The 24198-nt window shown below is 44.8% G+C and carries 20 protein-coding genes; 19 read left to right on the top strand and 1 reads right to left on the bottom strand.

All coding sequences use genetic code 11. The features are described 5' to 3' along the window. Positions 1-233: 233 nt before the first annotated feature. The 13 genes from QYF49_RS12860 (at position 234) to QYF49_RS12800 (ending at position 15320) form a co-directional block, all read left to right on the top strand. Positions 234-1328, top strand: a complete 1095-nt coding sequence (locus QYF49_RS12860) for a Gfo/Idh/MocA family oxidoreductase (protein WP_290399982.1) — start codon at positions 234-236, stop codon at positions 1326-1328. Continuing rightward, a complete protein-coding gene (locus tag QYF49_RS12855) occupies positions 1315-2307 on the top strand; it encodes a Gfo/Idh/MocA family protein (protein ID WP_290399981.1) in 993 nt (330 codons plus the stop codon). The genes QYF49_RS12860 and QYF49_RS12855 overlap by 14 nt, the downstream gene beginning before the upstream one ends. Before the next feature lie 67 nt (positions 2308-2374). Then, complete coding sequence (locus tag QYF49_RS12850; RefSeq protein ID WP_290399980.1) at positions 2375-3883, top strand: sugar ABC transporter ATP-binding protein; 1509 nt, start codon at positions 2375-2377, stop codon at positions 3881-3883. A gap of 4 nt (positions 3884-3887) precedes the next feature. Further along, a complete protein-coding gene (locus QYF49_RS12845; protein WP_290399979.1) occupies positions 3888-4883 on the top strand; it encodes an ABC transporter permease in 996 nt (331 codons plus the stop codon). A gap of 41 nt (positions 4884-4924) precedes the next feature. After that, entirely contained in the window at positions 4925-5890 is a 966-nt protein-coding gene (locus QYF49_RS12840) for a sugar ABC transporter substrate-binding protein (RefSeq protein WP_290399978.1), read from the top strand. A 74-nt stretch (positions 5891-5964) separates the two neighbouring features. Beyond that, on the top strand, positions 5965-6972 hold the full coding sequence (locus QYF49_RS12835) for a LacI family DNA-binding transcriptional regulator (protein WP_290399977.1): 1008 nt from the start codon (positions 5965-5967) through the stop codon (positions 6970-6972). Between the two features lie 158 nt (positions 6973-7130). Beyond that, on the top strand, positions 7131-8153 hold the full coding sequence (iolG, locus tag QYF49_RS12830) for an inositol 2-dehydrogenase (protein WP_290399976.1): 1023 nt from the start codon (positions 7131-7133) through the stop codon (positions 8151-8153). A gap of 26 nt (positions 8154-8179) precedes the next feature. Continuing rightward, the gene (gene iolC, locus QYF49_RS12825; protein WP_290399975.1) at positions 8180-9184 is read left to right on the top strand and encodes a 5-dehydro-2-deoxygluconokinase; all 1005 of its coding nucleotides are present in this window, start codon (positions 8180-8182) and stop codon (positions 9182-9184) included. Positions 9185-9221: 37 nt separating this feature from the next. Further along, positions 9222-10685: a CoA-acylating methylmalonate-semialdehyde dehydrogenase gene (locus QYF49_RS12820; protein ID WP_290399974.1), complete on the top strand. Its 1464-nt coding sequence runs from the start codon at positions 9222-9224 to the stop codon at positions 10683-10685. Positions 10686-10781: 96 nt separating this feature from the next. Next, on the top strand, positions 10782-12701 hold the full coding sequence (gene iolD, locus QYF49_RS12815; RefSeq protein ID WP_290399973.1) for a 3D-(3,5/4)-trihydroxycyclohexane-1,2-dione acylhydrolase (decyclizing): 1920 nt from the start codon (positions 10782-10784) through the stop codon (positions 12699-12701). Positions 12702-12732: 31 nt separating this feature from the next. Further along, a complete protein-coding gene (gene iolE, locus QYF49_RS12810; RefSeq protein ID WP_290399972.1) occupies positions 12733-13629 on the top strand; it encodes a myo-inosose-2 dehydratase in 897 nt (298 codons plus the stop codon). 50 nt (positions 13630-13679) lie between these two features. Continuing rightward, entirely contained in the window at positions 13680-14516 is an 837-nt protein-coding gene (locus QYF49_RS12805; RefSeq protein ID WP_290399971.1) for a class II fructose-bisphosphate aldolase, read from the top strand. A 12-nt stretch (positions 14517-14528) separates the two neighbouring features. After that, a complete protein-coding gene (locus QYF49_RS12800; protein WP_290399970.1) occupies positions 14529-15320 on the top strand; it encodes a 5-deoxy-glucuronate isomerase in 792 nt (263 codons plus the stop codon). Between the two features lie 267 nt (positions 15321-15587). On the opposite strand, the gene QYF49_RS12795 is transcribed toward QYF49_RS12800, so the two are convergent. Next, complete coding sequence (locus tag QYF49_RS12795) at positions 15588-16322, bottom strand: GntR family transcriptional regulator (protein ID WP_290399969.1); 735 nt, start codon at positions 16320-16322, stop codon at positions 15588-15590. Positions 16323-16648: 326 nt separating this feature from the next. Here QYF49_RS12795 and QYF49_RS12790 point away from each other — a divergent pair, with 326 nt between their 5' ends. The 6 genes from QYF49_RS12790 (at position 16649) to QYF49_RS12765 (ending at position 24163) form a co-directional block, all read left to right on the top strand. Further along, positions 16649-19345: a sugar-binding protein gene (locus tag QYF49_RS12790; RefSeq protein WP_290399968.1), complete on the top strand. Its 2697-nt coding sequence runs from the start codon at positions 16649-16651 to the stop codon at positions 19343-19345. Between the two features lie 132 nt (positions 19346-19477). Then, positions 19478-19996 carry a carbohydrate kinase family protein gene (locus QYF49_RS12785; protein ID WP_290399967.1) on the top strand — a complete coding sequence of 173 codons (519 nt, stop codon included), beginning with the start codon at positions 19478-19480 and terminating at the stop codon, positions 19994-19996. Beyond that, the gene (locus QYF49_RS12780) at positions 19975-20388 is read left to right on the top strand and encodes a carbohydrate kinase family protein (RefSeq protein WP_290399966.1); all 414 of its coding nucleotides are present in this window, start codon (positions 19975-19977) and stop codon (positions 20386-20388) included. Before QYF49_RS12785 ends, QYF49_RS12780 begins: the two co-directional genes overlap by 22 nt. 17 nt (positions 20389-20405) lie before the next feature. Next, entirely contained in the window at positions 20406-21800 is a 1395-nt protein-coding gene (locus QYF49_RS12775; RefSeq protein ID WP_290399965.1) for a 6-phospho-beta-glucosidase, read from the top strand. A 23-nt stretch (positions 21801-21823) separates the two neighbouring features. Next, entirely contained in the window at positions 21824-22810 is a 987-nt protein-coding gene (locus tag QYF49_RS12770) for an SIS domain-containing protein (protein ID WP_290400442.1), read from the top strand. Positions 22811-22837: 27 nt separating this feature from the next. Further along, positions 22838-24163 (top strand): extracellular solute-binding protein, encoded by a 1326-nt coding sequence (locus QYF49_RS12765; RefSeq protein WP_290399964.1) that lies wholly within the window; start codon positions 22838-22840, stop codon positions 24161-24163. Positions 24164-24198: the final 35 nt, after the last annotated feature.

Raw genomic sequence — 24198 nt, 5'->3', positions numbered from 1 at the left:
AACAACACACCCTGAACGAATGCACAAAGGTATTTCATTCTGAATTCAAAAATTTATATTGACTCATAAATAGTCAGAAAAGTATAATAAGTAAAAAAGAAAGCGCTTTCCTATCTTACTTCCTACAACTAGTGCAAAAATAGTTTTTAATTGCATAGTTTTATTGTCCGTTTAGGAATAGATACTTTTTTATTTTAGGAAAGCGCTTAATTATTTGAAGTGAGGTGAAGCTCTTGCATAAAACAATAGTTAAAGTGGGGATTGTCGGACTGGGCAGGCTGGGCAGGCAGCATGCGGAAAACTTGGCATTCCGGATTCCTTTTTGTGAGTTGGCCGCTGTTTGCAGCATAGACTCTGAAGCCGTGGAACAGGTGAAAAAAGAGTGGAATGTTCCATATGCTTACACAGATTACGATGAGATGCTGGCTAATAAAGAACTGGATGCCATTTTCATTGCAACTCCGTCCGGTTTTCACTGTGAGCAAATTGAAAAAGCATTACACGCCGGTTTTCACGTGTTCAGTGAAAAACCACTTGGTTTATACTTGGAGGAAGCGATTCGGGTTCAGAAAGCGGTAAACAGAAATAAAGAAAAGGTGTTTATGCTCGGTTTTATGAGGAGATACGACCATTCCTATGCTTATGCGAAAAAGAAGATAGAGGAAGGCAAGATTGGCGAGCCTGTTTTAATCCGCTGTTATGGGCTTGATCCCGCAAAGGCGATGGACGGATTTATGAAGTTTGCCAAAAAGAATTACAGCGGCGGTTTATTCCTGGACATGGCCGTTCATGATTTGGATCTGGCACGTTGGTTTCTGAATGCGGAGGCCCGGCAGGTGTGGGCGATCGGTGGGAATTATGCCTATACAGAATTTGAAGAGCTGAATGATGCAGAAACGGGAGCAGCTCTCGTTAAATTTGAAAATAATAAAATGGGCATTTTTGTTGCCAGCCGGAATTGTGCGCATGGTTACCATATTGAAACTGAAATTATCGGTACAAAAGGCAGTTTGAGAATCGGGACGGTTCCTGAAAAGAACAGGGTTACGGTCTTTGACGAAAGCGGAGCGGTAAATGAATGTTCAGACGGCTTCCTTGAACGTTTTGAACAGGCCTATTTAAGTGAAGCGGAAGAGTTTATATCCTGCATTCTGGAAAACAGGCAGCCTGAAGTTACTGTTGAAGATGGCGTTCTTTCTACTTGTTTGGGCTACGCATGCAAAGAAGCCTTTGAAACGGGGGAGCTTAAAACAGTCCAGTATCCTGTTACAGCCCCTGCCTTTGGTTCGCTGATGAGAGGAGAATCAACTATTTATGACGCAGATTAAATGGGGAATTCTGAGTGGAGCCAATATTGCTTATGATCAGCTTGTTCCAGCCCTCAGACGTTCAGGCCATGGATTTGTGACTGCAGTTGCTTCCAAAAACAAAGGGAAAGCAGAACGTTTTCAAGTCCCTGAAATCTACGAAAGGTATGATGCACTCTTAAAGGTTCCATACATAGATGCTGTATATATACCGCTACCTAATGCTCTCCATGCAGAATGGGCAGTGAAGGCGATGAATCATGGAAAGCATGTTCTTCTGGAGAAACCAGCGGCATTGACAGAGGCTGAGATGGTTGCCATTAAAGAGGCGGCCGATAAAAATGATGTTGTCTTTATGGAAGCTTTCATGTATCAGTTTCATAAACAGCATGAAAGAGTAAAAGAGCTTCTTGAATCAGAAGTAATCGGTGAATGGCGCCATGTAAAAGCCCATTTTTCCTGGATGCTTGATAACGATGAGGACATCCGCCTATCCAGGGAACTTGGTGGAGGGGCGATGCGGGATGTAGGTTGTTATGGAATTCATGCGGTAACCCAGATCGTTGGCTTTAGACCGGCAAACCTCTCCATGACGGCACGAATTCCTTCAAAGTATGGAGTTGATATTACGTCCACCTGTGTAATGGCTGATGAAAATGGGCGGACAGCTGAGATCTTTGCATCAATGGAGATGCCATTCATTAACCGTTATGAAATTATCGGTTCTAAGGGCTCCATAACAGTGGATTCCTCCTTCCGTCCGGATGAATCCAGTGATGGGTTTGGGAAGGTAACGGTAAGGGACAGCAATTATCATGTAATATTGCTGGAAAGACATTCGGATGACCAATATTTAAACCAAGTCGAGCATTTTCATGAATGCATCCTCAAGAATAAACAGCCGGCCTATAATGCGGCTCATTCAGTGGACATGGCTCGCTATCTGGAAAAAAGCTATGAATCACTGGAGAATAATTCGATATTGGTGAACGTTGGGTAATTTTTAGGCATTAAAGGTAAGCGCTTTCCTTCGTTTGGTGGACGTTTAAAAAGAAAGGGGCTTGGATATGGACGTTGAAACAAAAAGTCTTCTCGAGATCAGGGGAATTAAAAAGAGTTTCGATCAAAACCATGTGCTCAAAGGGATTGATTTTGATGTAAAAGCGGGGGAAGTCCATGTTCTGCTCGGTGAAAATGGGGCCGGAAAATCTACACTTATTAAAATATTAACTGGAGCCTATCAGAAAGATGCAGGGGAGATTTACTGGGAAGGTAGAATGGTAGACCTTAATACTCCCGTTGATGCCATGAATATAGGGATTGCGACCATCTATCAGGAGCTGAACCTCATTCCCCAGCTCAAAGTTTATGAAAATATTTTTCTTGGCAGGGAATTAAAGCGCAGTGGAAAACGATCTTTGCTTGATCACAACGCCATGCATGAGGAAGCGAAGCGTTGCTTAAAGATGCTCGGCCAAAACCCTAATATTGCAGATATGCAGGTTTCGAGACTGGGGATCGGCCAGCAGCAGCTCGTTGAAGTAGCCAAAGCGCTTGCTTTGGATGCCAAACTGATTATTATGGACGAGCCTACTTCCAGCCTCAGTGCCCAGGAAGTAGACCAGCTGTATAAATGTGTGGAGTCTCTGAAGGCGAAAGGGATTGCTATTGTTTTCATTTCCCACCGGTTGGAAGAGATCAGAAGGCTGGGCGATCGGATTACCATTCTAAGAGATGGCTTCAAGATTGATACATTACAAGTGAGAACAACAGAAACGGATTACTGGATAGAATTGATGGTTGGACGTTCTTTGGATGAAAAATTCCCCAAACAAAACTTTACACTTGGCAAAGAAGGGTTCAGGGTCGAGGGCCTTGAGGTGGAAGGGACTCAGGAACCTGTCGAATTTTCTGTCCGGTATGGCGAGATCATAGGTATTTCAGGCCTGGTTGGCGCCGGGCGTACGGAGCTTGCAAGAGCCATTTTCGGAGCGGATTCAAGCAAGAATGGCAAGATCTTTATTGATGGGAAAGAAGTAAAGATCAAGTCTCCAAGGGATGCCATTAATTCCGGGATTGCTTTTATCACAGAGGACAGGAAAGGGGAAGGGCTTCTTCTTGATCAAAAGCTGGACTTCAATATCGTTATGGCAAACATGAAGAAATTTACTGGTAAATCCAGATTGATTGATTTGAATGCCATACGTGAGGAATCGGAAAATTATATTAATGAACTGAAGGTTCGGCCGAATAACCTGGAATTGAATGCCCGCAACTTAAGCGGCGGGAACCAGCAGAAGATCGTCATTGCCAAATGGCTGTGCACCCAAGCAAAAGTTTTCATCTTTGATGAACCGACAAGAGGAATTGACGTAGGGGCAAAGGTGGAGGTATACCGCTTAATGAACCGCCTTGTTGAAAACGGAGCGATTGTCATTATGATTTCGTCAGAGCTGCCAGAGATTCTCGGAATGTGCGACCGTGTGCTTGTCATGAGTGAGGGGAAATTTACCGCTAATTTTAAAATTGAAGATGCCTCTCAGGAGAAAATTATGAAAGCGGCTACAGGAGGGTGAAAATATGAGTGAAATCGTTGTTCAAAAGGAAAATGGTACAGTAAAAAAGAACCTAACGATCAAAAATATACTAAGCAAGTTCGCGCCGCTGATTGGCCTCGTCTTATTGGTAGTCGTCTTAACAGTATTGTCTGACAGGTTCCTGACGGTAAACAATGTGATGAACATTGCACGCCAGTCCTCGATCAATTCGCTGCTGGCCATCGGAATGCTGCTTCCGATTTTAACCGCAGGGATCGACTTGTCTGTTGGTTCAGTACTGGCTATCTCAGTGATGCTCATGGGTGTTACCACAGTGAACATGGGCAGCAATCCTTTTATCGGGATTCTCGTCTGTCTTGGCGTGGGTTCGGGGTTCGGCTGGTTTAACGGAATATTATTAACCAAACTTCGTCTTCCGCATCCGTTCATTTCAACTTTGGGAACGATGAACATTGCCCGCGGGATCGCGCTGATCATTACAGCGGCTGCACCGATTGCTGGCTTTCCGTACATGATTCAATTTATGGGAAGAGAATTTGTTGGTCCTATCCCTGTGAGTTTTATACTCGTCATTGCAGTGTATGTCATCTTCCATATTTTTTTAACAAGAACACAAACCGGGCGCTATATCTATGCGATTGGTGGAAATCCTGAAGCGGCCCGCCTTTCTGGGATCAATGTGGATCGGGTACTGATTATTGTTTATACGATCAGTGGTTTGATGGCAGGGCTTGCAGGCCTCGTCATGGTTGGCCGTGTTAACTCTGCCTTCCCGCTTGCAGGACTTTCCTACGAACTTGATGCCATAGCTGCCGTCATTATCGGTGGAGCTAGCTTCCTGGGGGGCGTAGGTACTGTATGGGGTACATTAATTGGTGCTCTCATTATCGCCGTGCTGAGAAACGGGCTTAACTTGCTGAACGTATCCGCCGATTTCCAGATGACAATAATTGGTGCGGTTATTATCGCGGCTGTTTATGTAGACGTTCTTCGCCAGCGCAAAAACAAAAAGAAGTAGGATGGAAGACTTTGAAAATCAAAAAATGGGGGAATTCAATCATGATAAGTAAAAAGTTTAAACTGTTTGGTGCAGCAGTAGCTGTTTCTTGCATGGCACTGACTGCTGGCTGCAGCGGCGATAAAGCAAACGGTTCAGGGGGAGGAGATGAAAATGTTTCCGTTGTTTTGAAAACGTTATCCAGCCCTTATTGGAAATATGTCGAGGCGGGGGCGAAAGCTGCAGGTAAAAAGCATGGTGTCAATGTTAATGTAGTAGGTCCCAACGCGGAATCGGAAGTCATGCAGCAGGTGAACATGATTGAAGACCAGTTAAGCCAGTCTCCGGGAGCCATTGTTGTTGCACCGTCACAGCCTGAAACGGTTGCGCCGTCCCTGGAAAATGCCGTTAAATCCAAAGTGCCGGTTCTACTGATTGATTCAAATGCAGATTTTAAAGGGAAGACAACATTTATCGGAACAGAAAACTTTACCGCGGGACAAGAAGGCGGTAAATTGCTGGCTTCCATGCTCAAAAAAGGGGATAAAGTCGTGCTGATCCAGGGCGCTCTTGGAAACCCGGCCACGGACGAACGGATTAAAGGGGCAGAGGAAGCTCTTAAAAAAGCAGGAATGGAAGTGGTATCCAAACAGCCTGCTGACAGCGATAAAACAAAGGCAATGTCTGTAATGGAGAATATCCTGGAAAAAAATGAGGATGTTAAAGGTGTGTTCTCCGCAAATGACGATATGGCCCTTGGTGCGCTTCGCGCTGTAAAAGCCAAGAATCTGGATGTAAAAATCATTGGGACGGACGGAACAGAGGAAGCGGTAAAATCCATTTTAGACGGCGGCCTTGCAGGAACAATTGCCCAAAGCCCGTATAACATGGGCTACAAAGGGGTTGAGAATGCCTTGAAAGCCATTAAAGGGAAAAAAGTTAAGAACCGCATCGACAGCGGGATTGATATAATTACAAAAGACAATGCAGAAGAAAAACTGGAATTCTTGAAGAAGATTTCAAAATAAAAACCGAAACTAACCCGTGTTTTTCTGGCATGATAGAATAGTGAAAAGGAAAGTTTTGAGGAGTTAAAACCAACATGAAGCCTACCATTTATGATGTAGCCGAAAAGGCGGGTGTATCAATAGCTACGGTTTCCAAAGTAGTAAATAATACCGGGCATATCAGTAGCAAGACGAAGAAAAAAGTGTTTGATATCATGCGGCAGCTTGAATATCAGCCCAGCAGTCTGGCTGCTGCGCTTACCGGAAAAAGAACATATACGATTGGTGTGCTTGTCCCTGATATTGCCAATCCATTTTTTGCTGAGGTAGCCCGAGCGCTTGAAAATAATGCACGCGAAATTGGCTATTCAATTATTTTATGCAGTACAGATTACCAAATGGAACGGGAACAAGAATATCTCGAACTGCTGTTAAAAAAACAGGTGGACGGCATTATTATTGCCACCGAGCCTAAAGACTTAAGTGCATTTCAAAGGCTGCAGAACCGTAAGGTCCCTCATGTCATGTTTTCGATTGACCATATGGCTTTGTCTGCCCAGGTGGTAAGCACGGATGACATGAGAGGCGGATACCTTGCAGGAAGCTACTTGCTGGCTAAAGGGCATCGCAGAATGGCAGTCATTACAGAGCTGAATAGAGCAAGCGGCCTGCTTCGGCTAAAAGGATTTAAACAGGCACTTCATGATCAGGGGATCGAATTGGAAGGCTCGTCCGTGATTGATGCGGTATCAAAAATTGAGAATGCAAAACAAGCGGCCAGCAAAATTCTTCAGATGGAGGAAAAGCCCACTGCCGTTTTTGCTTCAACCGATCTAATCGCAGCCGTATTCATGAATGAAGCGCGCAAAGCGAATGTTTCCATTCCATATGATATTTCTGTGATCGGTTTTGATAATACCGTTCATGCCGAAATTGCAGACCCTGGGTTGACTACGATCGCCCAGCCCATTTCGGATCTGGCCCGTTATTCCATTCAGCAGCTGCTGAAATCTATAGAACAGCCGGATTTGCAAGGACATCGAATTTTATTGACACCGAGATTAATTGAGCGTGAATCGGTTATTGACGTAAGGGATGTATAAAAAGGCCGGTACATTAATCGGCACTTTTATTAGGCTTTAAGTTAAGCGCTTAACTAAAATAATAACTTTTTTATTGTGGTATAAATTACCAGGTGTAATTAAAGTTTAAGGTAAGCGCTTAACTCAAAAATGGAAACTGCTTAAGGAGGAGGAGAAACATGAGTTTGAATGTAGGAGTAATTGGTGCAGGAAGAATTGGCAAATTGCATGTGGATAACTTAAGGCTGGTTCCTGAAATTCAGGTGAAGAGTGTGTCAGATATAGTAGTGGACCACCTTGAATTATGGGCGAAGGACAAACAAATTAAAGTATTAACCTCAGATTACCGCCAAATTTTGAATGATCACGAGATCGATGCAGTCTTTATTTGTTCTCCGACCAATACACATGCCGGAATGATCATGGAAGCGGCTGCCGCAGGAAAACATATTTTCTGTGAAAAACCAGTAAGCTTTTCCCTTAAAGAAACGGAAGCCGCCCTTAGTGCAGCGGAGAAGGCAAAGGTAAAACTTCAAGTCGGATTCAACCGCCGGTTTGATCCAAATTTCAGGAAAATACGCTCGCTTGTCCAGGACGGAGCAGTGGGTGCGCCTCATGTTTTGCGTATTACATCGCGTGATCCCCAGCCGCCGGGAGTGGACTACATAAAAACATCAGGCGGACTGTTTATGGATATGATGATCCACGATTTTGATATGGCCCGGTATATCATGGGCAGCGAAGTTGTAGAAGTTTCGGCCTATGGAGCTGTTTTGGTGGATCCGTCCATAGGCGAAGCCGGTGACATCGATACCGCCATTGTATCGCTAAAGTTTGCAAATGGAGCACTGGGAGTGATCGACAACAGCCGCCAAGCGGTATATGGATATGATCAGCGCCTGGAGGTGTTTGGAAGCAAAGGTGCCGCGCAAGCCGAGAACAACCGGCCGACAAACGTGGAGGTATCCACCGCTGAATCCGTTTCAAAAGACAAACCGCTGCATTTTTTCCTGGAACGCTATACACAAGCCTACATTGATGAAGTAAGCGAGTTTGCTGAAGCCATTCTTTATGATAAGCCGGTCGTTTGCAGCGGATTTGACGGCCTTCAAGCACAGCGGATTGCCAAAGCAGCTAAGCAATCCCTAGAAACCGGAGCGCCGGTATTACTGGACCAAGTGAGCCGACAAGCCGCTATTTAATAAAAATCAGAAAGGAGCCAAGCCATATGAATCCTCTTAGCTTTAAACAAGATCGGCCGCTTGATGTTATAGCGATAGGCCGGCTATGCATTGATTTAAATGCCAATGAGATTAACCGTCCGATGGAAGAAACTCTCACCTTCACCAAGTATGTCGGCGGCTCTCCTGCGAATATTGCCATTGGATCGTCACGGCTGGGCCAGAAGGCAGGTTTTATCGGGAAAGTTTCCAATGATCAGATGGGACGGTTCATTACCGATTATTTAAAGAAGAACAAAATTGATACGAGCGGTGTATCGGTTGACCAAAAGGGTGCGGTTACAGGACTTGCATTTACGGAAATTAAAAGTCCTGATGATTGCAGTATTCTCATGTACCGTGATAACGCCGCTGATTTGAATCTCCATCCCTATGATGTAGATGAGGATTATATCAAACAGTCAAAAGCCTTGCTGGTCTCCGGAACGGCTCTTGCAAAGAGCCCGTCACGGGAAGCGGTGTTCCTCGCATTGGAATATGCCGTCAAGCATGATGTAACTGTATTTTTTGATCTGGATTACCGCCCCTACACGTGGACAGATGAAGCGGAAACCGCCGTTTATTACAACCTTGCCGCTGAAAAATGCGATGTGATTATGGGGACGCGTGAAGAGTTTGACATGATGGAAAAGCTGCTGAGCACGTCGGAATCCTATGATGAGGATACAGCCGCCAGATGGTTCTCCCGCCGTGCCAAACTGGTTGTCATCAAACATGGGGGCGCAGGGTCCATCGCCTATACCAAGGATGGAGAGTCACACCGAAGCGGTATATTCCCGACCACCGTGCTTAAAACATTTGGTGCAGGCGACTCTTATGCATCCGCCTTTATCTATGGATTAATGAATGGAAAAGATGTCTCTGAAGCTATGAAAATGGGCAGCGCTTCTGCCTCCATTGTGATTTCCAGGCATAGCTGTTCCGATGCCATGCCCACGACTGAAGAGCTGATGAATTATATTGAAACGGCACGATATGAGACCGTTCAGTAATTTATAAAAAATTATAAAAGTAAAGGAGTTTTCTAAAATGGCAACGACTACTGTAAAAACATTGAAAAACTTTATTGGCGGAGAATGGGTAGAATCGGCTTCAGATAAAACGGAGGCAGTATACAATCCTGCAACTGGAGAGGAGCTTGCTATTGTTCCGATCTCTACAAAGGAAGAAGTGGACAAAGCGGTCAGGGCGGCACAGGAAGCATTTGAAAGCTGGTCCCAGGTTGCTGTCCCGAAAAGAGCGCGCATCCTTTTCAAGTACCAGCAGCTACTGGTGGAACATTGGGACGAGCTTGCAAGACTCGTAACCATTGAAAATGGTAAAAGCTTTGTTGAAGCACACGGCGAAGTTCTCCGTGGAATTGAATGTGTGGAGTTTGCAGCAGGCATTCCGACTTTAATGATGGGAAAACAGCTGCCGGATATTGCGGCTGGCCTGGAGTCCGGAATGTACCGCTATCCGATTGGTGTTGTAGGCGGTATTACACCATTTAACTTCCCAATGATGGTACCATGCTGGATGTTCCCTCTGGCCATCGCGTGCGGAAATACATTTGTGCTGAAGCCATCCGAACGGACACCTCTTCTTGCACAGCGATTAGTTGAACTGTTTGTGGAAGCAGGCCTTCCAAATGGTGTGTTAAATATAGTGAACGGAGCTCATGACGTCGTTAACGGCCTCTTGGAGCACAAGCTGGTCAAAGCGATTTCCTTCGTGGGTTCACAGCCGGTTGCAGAATACGTATACAAAACAGCATCCGCCAACTTAAAGCGGGTCCAGGCCCTTTCCGGCGCGAAAAACCATGCGATTGTTCTTGCTGATGCCAATCTGAATAATGCAGCACAACAAATTACGGGAGCTGCCTTTGGTTCTGCCGGTGAGCGGTGCATGGCTGCTTCAGTAGTCGTTGTGGAAGATGCTGTTGCCGACGCATTAATTGCAAAGCTTAAAGAAGAGGCTGATGCGATCAGAATTGGCAATGGCCTTGACGAAGGCGTCTTCCTTGGCCCGGTTATCAGGGAAAACCATAAACAGCGTACAATCGGATACATCGAAAAGGGAGTTGAAGAAGGAGCTGTTTTAGTACGGGATGGCCGCAACGACGAAGCAGTAAACGGAAAAGGATATTTTGTCGGACCAACTATCTTTGAAGGTGTAACACAGGATATGCAGATCTGGCAGGACGAAATTTTCGCTCCCGTCCTTTCCATTGTGCGTGTGAAAGACTTAGCGGATGCCGTTGAATTTACTAACGCTTCTCCTTTTGCCAACGGTGCATGCTTATTCACTGACAGCGCATCAGCGGTGCGGCAGTTCCGTGAAACCATTGATGCTGGCATGCTTGGAATCAACATTGGTGTTCCGGCTCCGATGGCTTTCTTCCCGTTCTCCGGCTACAAAGACTCTTTCTATGGAGACCTGCACGCCAATGGCACAGATGGTGTTGAATTTTATACAAGGAAGAAAATGGTCACCGCTCGATACTTGAAGTAATGCAAATGACCAATTGGGAAGTGGAGGGACGGAGCGGTCCATGCCGCTTCCCTTTTGTACATATACGATAAACCATAATGGAAAGGGGACTTTTCAGTGAACACCATCCGTTTAACTACAGCACAGGCCCTCATAAAATTTTTAAATGAGCAATACATTGATTTCGATGGCGTGCAGCAGCGGTTTGTAAAAGGGATTTTTACGATTTTTGGACATGGAAATGTACTCGGTCTTGGACAGGCGCTGGAAGAGAATCCGGGTGAATTGGAAGTATATCAGGGGCGCAATGAACAAGGAATGGTCCATGCGGCAATGGCGTATGCCAAGCAGAAGCACCGCAAACAGATCATGGCGGCCACTTCATCTGTCGGACCGGGGGCAGCCAACATGGTAACCGCTGCTGCCACTGCCACAGCAAATAATATCCCTGTTCTTTTGCTGCCTGGTGATGTGTTTGCGACACGCCAGCCGGATCCGGTTCTGCAGCAGATTGAACAAACCCATGATTTGTCTATTTCCACCAATGATGCTTTCCGTGCAGTAAGCAAATATTGGGACAGGGTCAGCCGTCCGGAGCAGCTGATGTCCGCCATGCTGAATGCCATGAGGGTGCTTACGAATGCGGCAGATTCAGGGGCGGTCACCATTGCGCTTCCGCAGGATGTACAGAGTGAAGCATGGGATTTTCCCGAAAGCTTTTTTGCCAAGCGCATTCACCGCATCAGCCGCCGCCAGCCGTCGGTTGAAAGTGTTCATGAAGCTGCGGCGCTCATTCAATCCAAAAAGAAGCCGTTTTTAATTTTTGGAGGAGGAGTCCGTTATTCAGAAGCAGCAGAAACCTTCCGGCAGTTTGCAGAGAAGTTTAACATCCCATTTGGTGAAACCCAGGCTGGCAAAAGCGGGATCGAAAGCGATCACCCATTAAACATGGGGGGAGTCGGTGTAACCGGAAATTCGGCGGCAAACACGCTGGCTAAAGAAGCCGATCTGATCATTGGCGTGGGAACCCGATTTACGGATTTTACAACAGCATCCAAGCAACTTTTCTCAGAAGCAGAAATACTTACCATCAATATTTCCGAATTTCATGCTTCAAAACTGGACGCGGCTCAAGTCGTCAGCGATGCCCAGGCAGGGCTGACCGCTATTGATGAAGCACTGGGGGATTACAGCTCAGGCTATAAGAACGAAATTGCCCAGGCAAAAGAAGGCTGGGAAAAAGAGCTGAACCGCCTTCATGAAATAACCTGGACTGAAGGTTTTACACCAGAGGTTGCTGGACAGCTCGATGATCAGCTTTCGGAATACAGGGAGCTGTTTGATTCGGCTTTAACTCAAACGAGTGTGATTGGAAAAGTGAATGAGCTCATTGATTCTCAAGCGATTATTGTCGGCGCAGCGGGAAGCCTCCCCGGAGATCTGCAGCGGATGTGGAAAGCGAAAAGCCGGAACACCTACAACATGGAATACGGCTATTCCTGCATGGGTTACGAGATCGCAGGAGCTTTAGGCGCAAAGATGGCGGAGCCGGAAAAAGAAGTTTATGCGATGGTTGGCGATGGCAGCTTTTTAATGCTTCATAGTGAACTTGTGACCAGCCTGCAGGAAGGTAAAAAAATAAATCTTCTGTTGTTTGATAATTCCGGGTTTGGCTGCATCAATAATCTGCAAATGGAAAATGGGATGGGGAGCTTTGGAACGGAATTCCGCCGGCGTAATCCAGAAACAGGTAAACTCGATGGCCCTGTAATGGGAGTGGATTATGCAAAAGTGGCAGAGGGCTATGGCCTTAAAACCTATACAGTACGAACGGCACAAGAGCTGGAAGCCGCCATCCTTGATTCGAAAGAGCAAAACACAAGTACGCTGATTGACATTAAGGTGCTTCCGAAAACGATGACACACGGCTATGATTCTTGGTGGCATGTAGGGGTAGCTGAGGTATCGGATAAGGAAAGCATAAAATCTGCCTTTCATAACAAAGAAGAAAATTTGTCCAGAGCACGCTCGTATTAAATAACAAAACATAAATAAGGGAGCAGGAATCATGTTTGAGAACAATCGAGTAAAGCTAGGGATCGCACCCATCGGCTGGACCAATGATGATTTGCCGGAGCTTGGCGGAGAAATTACCTTTGAGCAATGCATCAGTGAAATGGCCCTTTCCGGATTTACGGGAAGCGAAGTGGGCAATAAGTATCCGCGAGATCCTGAGGTATTGAAAAAAGCGCTCCACCTGCGTGGGCTGGAAATTGCGAGCGCCTGGTTCAGCGCGTTCCTGACATCCAGACCGCTGGAAGAAAACATCGCCGCCTTCAAGGGACATCGAGACTTTTTGCATGAAATGGGTGCAAAAGTCATCGTTGTTTCAGAACAGGGGAACAGCATACAAGGGCAGATGGAAACACCGTTGTTTGAACAAAAGCCGGTCTTTACAGAAAGCGAATGGGAGTTATTGGTGGCCGGACTGCACAGGCTTGGGGATATTGCGGCAGAAAAAGGCATGAAAATTGTTTACCATCACCACATGGGTACAGGCGTTCAAACGACAGACGAAATCGATCGCCTGATGGCCGAAACGGATCCTGGAAAAGTGTCGCTTTTATACGATACAGGGCATCTGGTGTTTTCGGGCGAGGATCCTATCCATGTTTTGAAGAAGCACATGGACCGAATTCATCATGTTCACTTAAAGGATGTGCGCATGGAAACTGCATATGCTGTGCGGGAACAAAAGATGAGCTTTCTTCAGGCTGTAAAGAATGGTGTGTTTACCGTACCGGGAGATGGAGTAATCGACTTCAAGCCAGTGTTTGAAGAGCTCGATAAAGCAGGCTATAATGGCTGGTTTGTCGTAGAGGCAGAACAAGACCCTTCCATGGCCAATCCTTTTGAATATGCAGTCAAAGCACGGCGGTATATAAAAGAGCAAAGCGGTCTGTAAGAGGACCGCATAAAAAAGTCGAGGAAGAATGGTCAGCCAAGGAGGTTATTATGCCATTAGTAAAAATGAAAGAAATATTGGCTCATGCGGAGGAACATCGATACGGGGTAGGGGCATTTAGTGTGGCCAGCATGGAAATGATTATGGGTGCGGTCTCTGCCGCTGAAGAACTCCGGTCTCCGCTGATTTTGCAGATTGCAGAAGTGAGGTTGAAGCACTCTCCGCTGCACTTAATCGGGCCAGCAATGGTGGCGGCGGCAAAAGAAGCAGCGGTTCCGGTAGCCGTTCATTTTGATCATGGACTGTCGGAAGAAAAAATCCATGAGGCGCTTGAAACCGGTTTTTCCTCTGTAATGTACGATGGTTCTCATTATTCCCTGAACGAAAACATCGCTCAAACCAAAAAAATGGCTGCACTTGCCAGGGAATACGGGGCAACGATTGAGGCGGAACTGGGACAGGTCGGCGGAAGTGAAGATGGTTCAGTAGATCTCGAAGTCCTGCTGACCGGTGTAAAAGAGGCTCAAGCATTCACGGCTGCAACAGAGATTGATGCTTTAGCCGTAGCGATTGGCAATGCACACGGAGTGTACAATGGGGAACCTCGGCTGCGCTTTGACCGTCTTGAAGAAATCCATAATGAGGTAGATGTTCCGCTTGTACTTCATGGTGGTTCGGGAATTTCCGAGGATGGTTTCAGAAAAAGCATCGGGCTTGGCATCCGCAAAATTAATGTGGCTACCGCAACGTTTAACCAAGTGGTTAGTACGGTGAATAAGAATGCGCCCTTTACGGATTACTTTTCTTACCATGAACAGGTAACTGCGGCCGCGGCAGAAAATGTGAAACGCCATATGCGCATGTTCAAAAGTGACGGGCGATTATAGGAGGGTAACAGCATGTATGAGAAACTTGGAGAATTAAAGGAAGGCTATACTACGATTACCGACATGAAAACAAAGCATACGGATATGCTTCAGGATATTGGGATCTACACTTTATCTGAAGGAAGTGAACAGGTTCTTTTGGACGAAGAAAAAGAGGCAGCCGTTCTTCTTCTTGAAGGGAAAGTCGTGCTGGAATGGAATGGAGAATCCCGGTTGATTGAGCGGGAATGCCTTTTTGAAGAAGACCCATGGTGCCTGCATGTCCCAAAAGGCGTGGAAGTGAAGATTACGGCACAATCCGCCAGTGAAGTGCTCCTGCAAAAAACAGATAATGAGAAAGAATTTGAACCCAGGCTGTATACACCTGAGGATTGCCAAAGCACAGTGGCAGGGGAAGGAGTCTGGAACGGTACTGCTGAGCGCGTGATCCGTACCATTTTCGACTACACGAATGCTCCATATTCCAATCTAGTCATCGGGGAAGTCATTTCCTATCCCGGCCGCTGGTCCAGCTATCCTCCCCATCATCATGATCAGCCGGAAGTTTATTATTACCGGTTTAACAAACCCCAAGGGTTCGGCTGTGCCATGGTCGGTCCTGAAGCTTACCGTGTGGAGCATAACAGCTATATCACCATACCCGGGGAGCTTGATCATCCTCAGGCAACGGCACCCGGATATGCCATGTATTTTTGCTGGATGATCCGCCACTTAGACCAAAATCCTTGGACGGATCGCATTATGGAGGAAGAACATAAATGGCTTCTTGAACCAGGGGCGAAAATCTGGCCAGAAAGTAACTAATGTGATCTGATAATAACAGCTTTGCTTGTTCTCTTGTGGAAAAGCTATCGGATATAGCACAGAGTGCGGTTCAAGCAGTAGAACCTGAGCTTGCTAAGGTTCAAAGTGGTATTCACATAAAGAAGTTGCTTCTAGAGAGTAACCCTTACCTCCATTTTAAAAAAGTTCTACATTGGAACAAAAAGAGAGTACACTCCATTATTTAATGAAAATATGAAAACTAAGAAGCTCAGTAGTAATGAGCTTCTTTTTTGTGAAAAGTGCATCTTACTTGTTCATATAGTACCTCTCCATTACAAATTTCGAACGATCTCCACGAACGACACTAGAGGAAAGTTCGATTGGTAAATCTTTAGTTGTATATGTGACCGACTCCAATAAAAACGAAGGAGATCCTGCTGGAATGTTCAACAATTCACTCATTGTTTGGTTGGTTATGATAGGTTCAATTGATTCCACAGATCTGTATATATCCACCTCGAATTTGGTTCTCAACAATTGGAATAAAGAACCTGAACAATCCTCCTGGATCAAACTTGGAGCAACCTTCCAAGGGATAAACGATGTGGAATGCTGAAGCGGTTCTGTTCCTCCATATCGCAAACGTACCAACTTAATCACTGGATCATCTTCTTTAATTTCAAGAGCTTGAGCTAAAGAAAAATAGGCCGGGATGACATCTAAGCTAAGGACTTTTGAGTAAGACACTAGACCGGCGTCTTTCATTTGCTCGGAAAAGCTTTTTATGTTTTGGGAGAGAGCCTCATTGATTTTAGGCTTGGAAACAAAGGTTCCTTTTCCTTGAACACGATGAATTTTACCGTCAATTTCCAATTGTTGCAAAGCCAGCCGGATGGTTGTGCGGCTGACCTCGAACATCTGACATAATTCGGATTCTGTAGGTAATTGGCTTCCTACCTGATAGGTTTCATTTTTAATTAGCTCTAAAAGCTTTTCTTTGATCAAATAATATAAGGCGGTGCCCGGGTTTTTATTTATCATATTCTCACTCCGATTAGTCTCATACAAAATAGATGTATACATATGTTACAACAAATTTATTGCCATTTACAAATTTATTTAATAGTTAAAAAATTTATTAGACGGTCTAATTTCGCGTCCAAGTAAGAAACTCGAACAAATAAACTAAAATTTCTAAATATTAAATTGACGAAAAAAGGCTCTACGGTTACAATTTAATTTGTTATAACATCATGTTGAATTCTACATATAAGATCATAACAAAAAAAGAAAGAAGGTGAAAAAAATACGTAATATCCGTCTCTTTGCTTAGTTTGGATGACCAAATATTGGAGAGGAGAAGAAGAATGCGTACAAAGTCGAAAGTGTTAAGTGTAGTTAGTTCGGTTTTATTAGTTTGCGGTCTGCTGCCTGCTACCACAAGTCATGCAGCGAAAAAAGAGAATCCTTTGGATCTGGACATGCTGTTTATTGGTGCTCATCCCGATGACGAGGCAGGAGGACTGTCTACCTATGGACAGTGGATCGAAGATTATGGATATAAGATGGGTGTGATGACCATAACGCGTGGCGAAGGTGGTGGAAATGCAGTAGGCCCTGAAGAAGGCAGTTCGCTCGGTTTGCTGCGTGAAAAGGAAGAACGAAAGGCAGTGGATCTTGCAGGAATTGAGAATGTTTTTAATCTCGATAAAGTGGATTTTTACTATAATGTGAGTGCTCCGTTGACTGAAAAGGTATGGGAACATGATTCCACTCTGGAAAAAGTAGTAAGGACCATCCGCATGACTAAGCCGGAAGTCCTCTTTACCATGAATCCCTCGCCAACACCGGGGAACCATGGACATCATCAATATGCCGCCCGGATGGCCGTCGAAGCCTTTTATGCCGCAGCCGATCCCAAAATGTTTCCCGAGCAACTCAATATAGAAGGGTTAAAGCCATGGGAGGCAAAGAAGATTGTTTATCGCGGAGCGAGTGGAAAAGGGATGAATGGAGAGAAATGCGAGTCGAGTTTTGTTCCTGATGAATCAACGGACAAAGTGTATGGAGTCTGGAGCGGCAGAGAATCTGAGAAGTATGATAAAAGCTGGGCACAGGTTGAACGAGAAGCGCAAAGAATGTATAAGTCCCAAGGTTGGGCGACATTTCAAGATGCCCCCTCAGATCCTAACGAGTTAAGCTGTGATTATTTTACTGAGTTTGACAGTAGGGTGCCGACAACTTCAGGTAAGCCACAATCAAATGATTTATTGGAGGGAGCCTTGTTTAAAAAAGCAAATGGACTTCCACTGGGCGTACAGTTATCCATGTCTTCAACTTATGAAGTAACCTCGGATCAATCCATCAAAGTGAAAGCAACAATAAAAAATAATTCCAACTCTTTGATTAAAAATGCTTCGTTAAATCTCGGTGTCCCAGATGGTTGGAAAGCCACGAAAGCTCAACAGGTAAAGCTGATAAAAATAGGAGAAACCAAACCGTTTACGTTTGAGGTCAATGTTCCGCACAATCCAGATCTAAAACGCTATGAGATAAAGCTTGATCTTAAGGCCGGTAAAAAAGAGGGAGCAGTGAGAAAGGTTTTGAAAGCGGTACCAATCGTGGAAGGAAATCTAAAGCCACTGCCTCATGTACAACAATTTAAAGATTGGACAAAAGAACATCAAGTTCAGCAGTTAGAGAACTTAATTACGCCTGTTTTCTCAATGGGAACTGGGGAAACAAAAGAGATTGGAATCAATGTGACCAATCATAGTAAGACTGAAAAAACTGGTGAGGTGGCCTTGACACTGCCTGCTGGATTTAAAGCTGAGGAATCGGTTATGCCTTACACCTTCAAAAGCGGGGAAACTAGAACGGTTCATTTCAAAATTACAAATAACAATCCAATGCTGCCAACTTCCAATGATGGGGGGGACTATCCGTTTACGGTTCAAACGAAAACGGATGGTGTGGTTACTTCCACGAAAGCAGCGATTAATTTAGTTCCCGTGACAAAAATTAATCAAGCGAAACAAGCACCTAAAATTGATGGAACAGAAGAAGCAGGAGAGTACCCAGACGGTGATATCGATCTAAGCCGGATTTGGGAAGGTCAGCCATTGGATTCATCGAAAGACGCTTCAGGAAATGCCAAACTGTCATGGGACAGTGAAGGATTGAATGTATTAGTGAATGTTCAGGATGATGTATTAGGAACCGTTCTGCCAAAAGAAGATGCGAAACGGCACTGGCGAACAGACTCTGTTGAAATCGCAATCGATCCTAAAGGAAACTCCGAAAATACATCAAGTACGTTTAAAGTAGGAGTCTTCCCGATTACAAAAGAAGGAGGTCCGGCAGCCTATCGAGATGCTGATAACTTCCAAGGACCAGTGAGTGAAACCGCTCCTGGGATGAAAGTGGCTTCAAAAATTGATCCTAGTCATTACAATGGCTATACCCTTGAGGTGAAAGTACCATATACAGCTTTGCCGGCACCTATTGACCCCGAGCATATGAGCACGAATGTGTTCATTTACGATTCAGATACTCAGGATAAAACCGGTCAAACACGACTAGGATGGTCGACGTGGGGAGGAGTTCAGGGTGACCCATACCGCTGGGGGCATGGAATCATGGAAGGGTTTACTCCGGATAAGTCTATACCTGACCGAACTCAAGAACCGCAAATACCTCAAGATGTAGCTAAAAGCCTTTTGTCGCCACAGTCCATTTTGCAATCCGCACATAACCATGTTCCGCTGGCAAGCGGTATCCCAGCCCCTAAAGATAGTTTGAAAATAGTGGGTAAACCATTGAAGAAAGATGGGAAAGTTACCTTTAAAGGTAAGGCATCAGTGAAGGGATGTGCTAACTTCTTTGTATGGGATCCGGTAAAGCAGAAAGTGGTTGAGCAAAAGACCGGTCTTCGTTTTGCCAATAATGAGACAAAGGCCATTACTTTTAATCTATCAGAACCAACGAAACGCTATGTATTGCTAGCGTCTTACGAAACAAAAGACTACAGGGTTTTAAGTTTAGCTCAACCCTTCCTGAAATAGTGAACAAGAGCGGCGATTTTCATGCCGCTTTTGTTTTTATTCAAAAAATTTAGAAAATTAAATTGACAACGATTGAGAAATGAAATAGATTTGTAGTAACAATAAGACAAATAAAAGGAAGGGGGATATTTCATGACTTATGATGTTCTGGTTCAAGGAATCATTTCAACCGATATCATTTTTTCATCCATTCCAAAACTCCCCAAACCAGGAGAGGAAGTATACTGCGGGTCGTTTGAATTCACATGCGGAGCGGCTTACAACACTGCGGTTGCATTATCAAGGTTAGGAATGAAAGTAGCTGTGATCTCCCCTATCGGTAATGATTTTTTAAGCCATTTTATGAAAGAAAGCTTAGAGGCTGAGGGAGTATCGACTTCTCTCATGTTAGAAGTCGATGAACCACTGCGTTGTTTGTCGGTAGCCATCAATTATGGAGGAGACCGGTCGTTTCTTTCCTATCAGGATAACGTGGAAAAATTAAACCTAGCAGAGTATGCGTGTACGGTGATTCAAAAGACAGATGCGAAAGTATTACATACGTGGGCGGGCAAGGAAAATAGAGCTGTCATTGAAGCAGCAAAGAAAAAAGGCATGTATATCTCTTTAGATGTCGGTTGGGATGAGGAATGGCTTACGAACCCCAATTAGACGAATCAATTAAAATGGCGGATATTTTTACCCCCAATCAAAAAGAGGCAGAAATGATAACCGGTATATGGGATCCCCATGAAGCCATTGAGAAATTAAGCAAATACGCTGCCCCTGTAGTCATTAAGTTGGGGGGAGACGGCGCAATGATAAGACATCGTAACACCACGAAAAAGATCCAGGGATATCCATGCAGTGCTGTTGATACAACTGGGGCAGGTGATGTTTTCTCTGCCGGTCTGCTAACTGGAATTCTAAAGGAATGGCCTTTAGAGGATTCAGTTAAACTGGGGAATTACTGTGGAAGCTGTTCAGTGCAAAGTTTAGGAGGAACCACCAGCAGCCCAACCTGGCAACAAGTACAACAGGAATTTTTTGAGCCCATAAAATAAAACAGGAGGAATGAATCATGAAACTGACTATTTTAGGCGGTGCGGGGATGCGAACCCCGTTATTGATCGAAGGATTGTTTAACCATAAAGATCTTGCATTCAAGGAAGTCACTCTCTTTGATGTAGATGAAGAACGACTTTCAATCATGGGGAACATTTCTCGTTTTTTGGTAGAGAAACATCAGGGTGCTTTTAAACTAGCGTTTACAACGGATATCCGTAAAGCCGTACGAGGCGCAGATTTCATCTTTTCTGCCATCCGTGTGGGGCAAGAAGAAGGTAGGGTTATGGATGAACAAATTGCCCTTAAATACGGAGTGTTAGGACAGGAAACTACCGGTCCCGGCGGGTTTGCTATGGGATTACGAACGATCCCGGTCATGCTGGAATACTCCAAGATTATCAGTGAGGAAGCACCAGATGCCTGGCTGCTGAACTTTACCAACCCTGCAGGGCTGATGACACAGGCACTTACTACATATGGCGCTCACAAAAAAGTGATTGGAATTTGCGATGCTCACGCTGGAATTAAAAACTCATTATGTAAGTTTTTAAAGGTGCCGCATACCGACCTGCAAGTCACTTACTTTGGATTGAACCATCTCGGATGGGTACCTTCTGTTTATGACAAGGGAGTAGATCGTCTCCCGGAAATCCTTGATAATTATGAACACCTCTCTCGCATTTCACATACTTTCCGCTTTTTCGAACCCGAATTAATTCGAAACATGGGGATGCTTCCCAACGAATATCTGTATTACTTCTACTATTCAGATCAAGCAGTAAATAACATTTTGCAATCCGATCAGACGAGAGGACAGCAAATCGTACAGTTAAATCGCCCACTTCTTCAAAGAGTTTCAGAACTCGTTCAACAGGGACGAATGGAGGAAGCATGGGACGACTATAAACAAACGCTTGATGCACGGGGCAGCACCTACATGTCTAGGGAAACGACCGGACAAGTGCATGATGTTCACGAGGAAGAAGAAACCGTTGAACTATCGTTTGAAGAAGAAGGATATGAAGGTCTGGCCTTAAACATAATCCGCAGTATTGCGAACAACAAACAGCAAGTCTTAACGTTAAACGTTCCAAACAATGGTACCATTGCTCAGCTTCATAAAGAGGATGTGGTGGAGGTGCCCTGTCTCGTGAATAAAAATGGATACTTTCCACTAAATATTGGTGAAGTGCCGGATTTTGCTCTTTCTTTGATCCATCCGGTGAAAACGTATGAACGGTTAGCCGTTGAAGCTGCTGTAAACGGAGATTATCAAGCGGGTGTGAATGCTTTAACCGCTCATCCTCTCGTTCCATCGTTCACGTCAGCCAAGGCGATGATGGATGACTACCTTGAAGCCCATAAAGAACACCTCCCTCAATTTAGGGGCAAAAATATAACGGTTTAAGGCAGGAGGAGAAATCATTGAATGTGTTTATGAAAGAGGTAGCTGAACAGCCTCAAGCTTTAAAAGATACCCTCGAATCCAACAGGGGCAATCATTTGTCCTTGGATCTCAATCGCCCTTTGCTTTTTACGGGCATGGGCAGCTCATTAGCAGCCGGTCAGTTGGCCGCCCTTTATTTAAATGCTAAAGGTTATCCAGCACTAGCCCTGGACACCTCTGAGCTCCTTCATTATCAACTGCCGATGTTGCAACACTATCAAACAATCATTGTTTCACAAAGCGGAGAATCCTTTGAAGCTTGCCAATTAGCCGCTCAACTTAAAGAATATACTGCGATTACGAACACACCACAAAGTACCCTTACCTCAAAGGCATCACAAGTTTTTTATACCTTAGCAGGAAAGGAGGAAGCCATTGCTGCGACAAAAACCTTTACCTCAACAGCAGGACTATTGCTTCAATTGTGCTCTCAATGGGCGAATGAACCCTTAGAAGACGCGTTAGTCCAAGCAGTCTCTGGATTGGAGGCCGCCATTAATGAACAAGAGATTAAGAATCAGATAGAAAGCTTTCTGTCTTTTGACCAGCCACTGTTTTTGCTGGGGCGCGGTCCGAGTGTCATTACCTCTGATCTTGGAGCTCTTTTGTTAAAGGAAGCTGCTAGAATGCATACAGAATCTTTATCCCTTGGACAGTTCCGCCACGGACCGTTTGAGTTGCTGGCAGATTCATTTCAGTGCATTCTATTTAATCCAAAAGGAACGACAACCTCACAAAATCATAATTTTGCAATGGAAATGGCAGAACTCGGAGGCAAGGTGGTTTACGTTTCAGATCAGGTATTGACTCATCCTATGGTATTGTCCATTCAGCTGAAGTCCATTGATGAATGGGTTAGCCCTTTGATTTATTGCTATGCGGCCCAGATGGCCACCGCCGCCTTGAGTCAGAAGAAAGGCTTGTTTCTCGGACAAGCCACACTTTTGTCCAAAGTAACCACGAAAGAGTAAGGATTAAACATAAAGGGAGGGTCTATATTGAAAAGAGGCAAAGTTCTGTTTCTAATATTCTTGGTTTTTATCTTGCTGACCGGATGTAATGCAGCACCACCAACGAGTGGAGAGAAAGGTGAAGCGAAAGATGAAAAGCTGAGCTGGAATAACAAGAAAGACCTGAAAGGGGAAGAGATCACTTTATTGTGGGTCAACACAGACGGTGAAAACGGCCCTCGAGGAAAGATACTAAAAGAATTTACAAAAGACACGGGAATCAAAGTGAAAGAGATTGCGGTGGATTATAATTCACTCTATAACAAAATTACGACTGCGGTACTTTCCAATTCTGCAGATATCGATTTGGCTGAAATGGATACCATTTGGGCAGGTCAGTTCATGGAAGGGAACATAGCGTATGATCTAGCCGATTCTGTACCTAAAGATGTTCAAAAGAAATACACTCAATCGTCTTTAAGTTCTGTCATGTACAAGGATCACCTGGTCGCTGTGCCGTTTTTCTCAAGCACCAAACACTTCTATTGGAACAAAGAACTTCTTGCGAAAGCCGGGTACAATGCGCCTCCAAAAACATGGGAAGAGTTCAGGGAGATGTCTAAAAAACTTACGAAGAACGGGGTATATGGTTCCGCATGGTCTTGGAAACAAGCTGAGGGATTGAACTGTGACTTCGTCAGCTTAGTGTATGGCTTTGGCGGCAAGTTCTTTGATGAGAACGGAACTCCGGTTTTTAATAAAGGCGGAGGATTGAAAGCGCTTCAATTTATGGTCGACCTGACTCAAAAGGATAAAACCGTGGACCCAGCGAGTATGCAGTGGAGTGAGGATGATGTCAAAAACGCCTTTGCCACTGGAAAAATTGCCATGATGACGAACTGGGAAGGAATGTATCCGGATTTGAATGATCCATCCAAATCCAAAGTGATTAATAAAACGGATGTAGGGCTAATGCCAGGAAACGGAGACGTAGAATCAGCCGCAGTAACAGGATCCGAAGGCATATCCTTAATGAAAGATAGTAAGCATAAACAAGCAGCACTCCAATTCTTAAAATGGATGAGCACAAAGAACTTCCAACTCCCAATGTTTGAGGAAGATGGTATGTATCCGACCTTAGAAGGGTTATACGATGACCCTGACCTTAAAGCAGCTGACAAAACCAAGACCGTAGATAAGATCATGAAGCAATTTCAATATGGACAAAATCGTCCCAACGCTCCGGGTTACGTGGAGTGGGCTGACATTTTATCCGCTGAAATCCATGAAGCGCTCTTAGGCAAAAAATCACCGGAAGATGCGTTGAACACCGCTGCAAAAAGTATTGAGAAAGCGATTGAAGAGGCAAAATAAAAAACGGGAAGCGGTTATCGTCTAACCGCTTCTTC

It is taken from the genome of Fictibacillus terranigra (assembly GCF_030412265.1).
Lineage (GTDB): Bacteria > Bacillota > Bacilli > Bacillales > Fictibacillaceae > Fictibacillus_C > Fictibacillus_C terrinigri.
The sequence above is the reverse complement of the archived record's forward strand: the minus strand, read 5'-3'. Positions and strand labels throughout refer to the sequence as shown.

What these genes read in the sequence shown, in the direction of transcription:
- QYF49_RS12855 (WP_290399981.1), top strand. Translation starts at nt 1,315, where the DNA reads ATGACGCAGATTAAATGGGGAATTCTGAGTGGAGCCAATATTGCTTAT.
- QYF49_RS12850 (WP_290399980.1), top strand. Translation starts at nt 2,375, where the DNA reads ATGGACGTTGAAACAAAAAGTCTTCTCGAGATCAGGGGAATTAAAAAG.
- QYF49_RS12845 (WP_290399979.1), top strand. Translation starts at nt 3,888, where the DNA reads ATGAGTGAAATCGTTGTTCAAAAGGAAAATGGTACAGTAAAAAAGAAC.
- QYF49_RS12840 (WP_290399978.1), top strand. Translation starts at nt 4,925, where the DNA reads ATGATAAGTAAAAAGTTTAAACTGTTTGGTGCAGCAGTAGCTGTTTCT.
- QYF49_RS12835 (WP_290399977.1), top strand. Translation starts at nt 5,965, where the DNA reads ATGAAGCCTACCATTTATGATGTAGCCGAAAAGGCGGGTGTATCAATA.
- iolG (WP_290399976.1), top strand. Translation starts at nt 7,131, where the DNA reads ATGAGTTTGAATGTAGGAGTAATTGGTGCAGGAAGAATTGGCAAATTG.
- iolC (WP_290399975.1), top strand. Translation starts at nt 8,180, where the DNA reads ATGAATCCTCTTAGCTTTAAACAAGATCGGCCGCTTGATGTTATAGCG.
- QYF49_RS12820 (WP_290399974.1), top strand. Translation starts at nt 9,222, where the DNA reads ATGGCAACGACTACTGTAAAAACATTGAAAAACTTTATTGGCGGAGAA.
- iolE (WP_290399972.1), top strand. Translation starts at nt 12,733, where the DNA reads ATGTTTGAGAACAATCGAGTAAAGCTAGGGATCGCACCCATCGGCTGG.
- QYF49_RS12805 (WP_290399971.1), top strand. Translation starts at nt 13,680, where the DNA reads ATGCCATTAGTAAAAATGAAAGAAATATTGGCTCATGCGGAGGAACAT.
- QYF49_RS12800 (WP_290399970.1), top strand. Translation starts at nt 14,529, where the DNA reads ATGTATGAGAAACTTGGAGAATTAAAGGAAGGCTATACTACGATTACC.
- QYF49_RS12795 (WP_290399969.1), bottom strand. Translation starts at nt 16,322, where the DNA reads ATGATAAATAAAAACCCGGGCACCGCCTTATATTATTTGATCAAAGAA.
- QYF49_RS12790 (WP_290399968.1), top strand. Translation starts at nt 16,649, where the DNA reads ATGCGTACAAAGTCGAAAGTGTTAAGTGTAGTTAGTTCGGTTTTATTA.
- QYF49_RS12785 (WP_290399967.1), top strand. Translation starts at nt 19,478, where the DNA reads ATGACTTATGATGTTCTGGTTCAAGGAATCATTTCAACCGATATCATT.
- QYF49_RS12780 (WP_290399966.1), top strand. Translation starts at nt 19,975, where the DNA reads ATGGCTTACGAACCCCAATTAGACGAATCAATTAAAATGGCGGATATT.
- QYF49_RS12775 (WP_290399965.1), top strand. Translation starts at nt 20,406, where the DNA reads ATGAAACTGACTATTTTAGGCGGTGCGGGGATGCGAACCCCGTTATTG.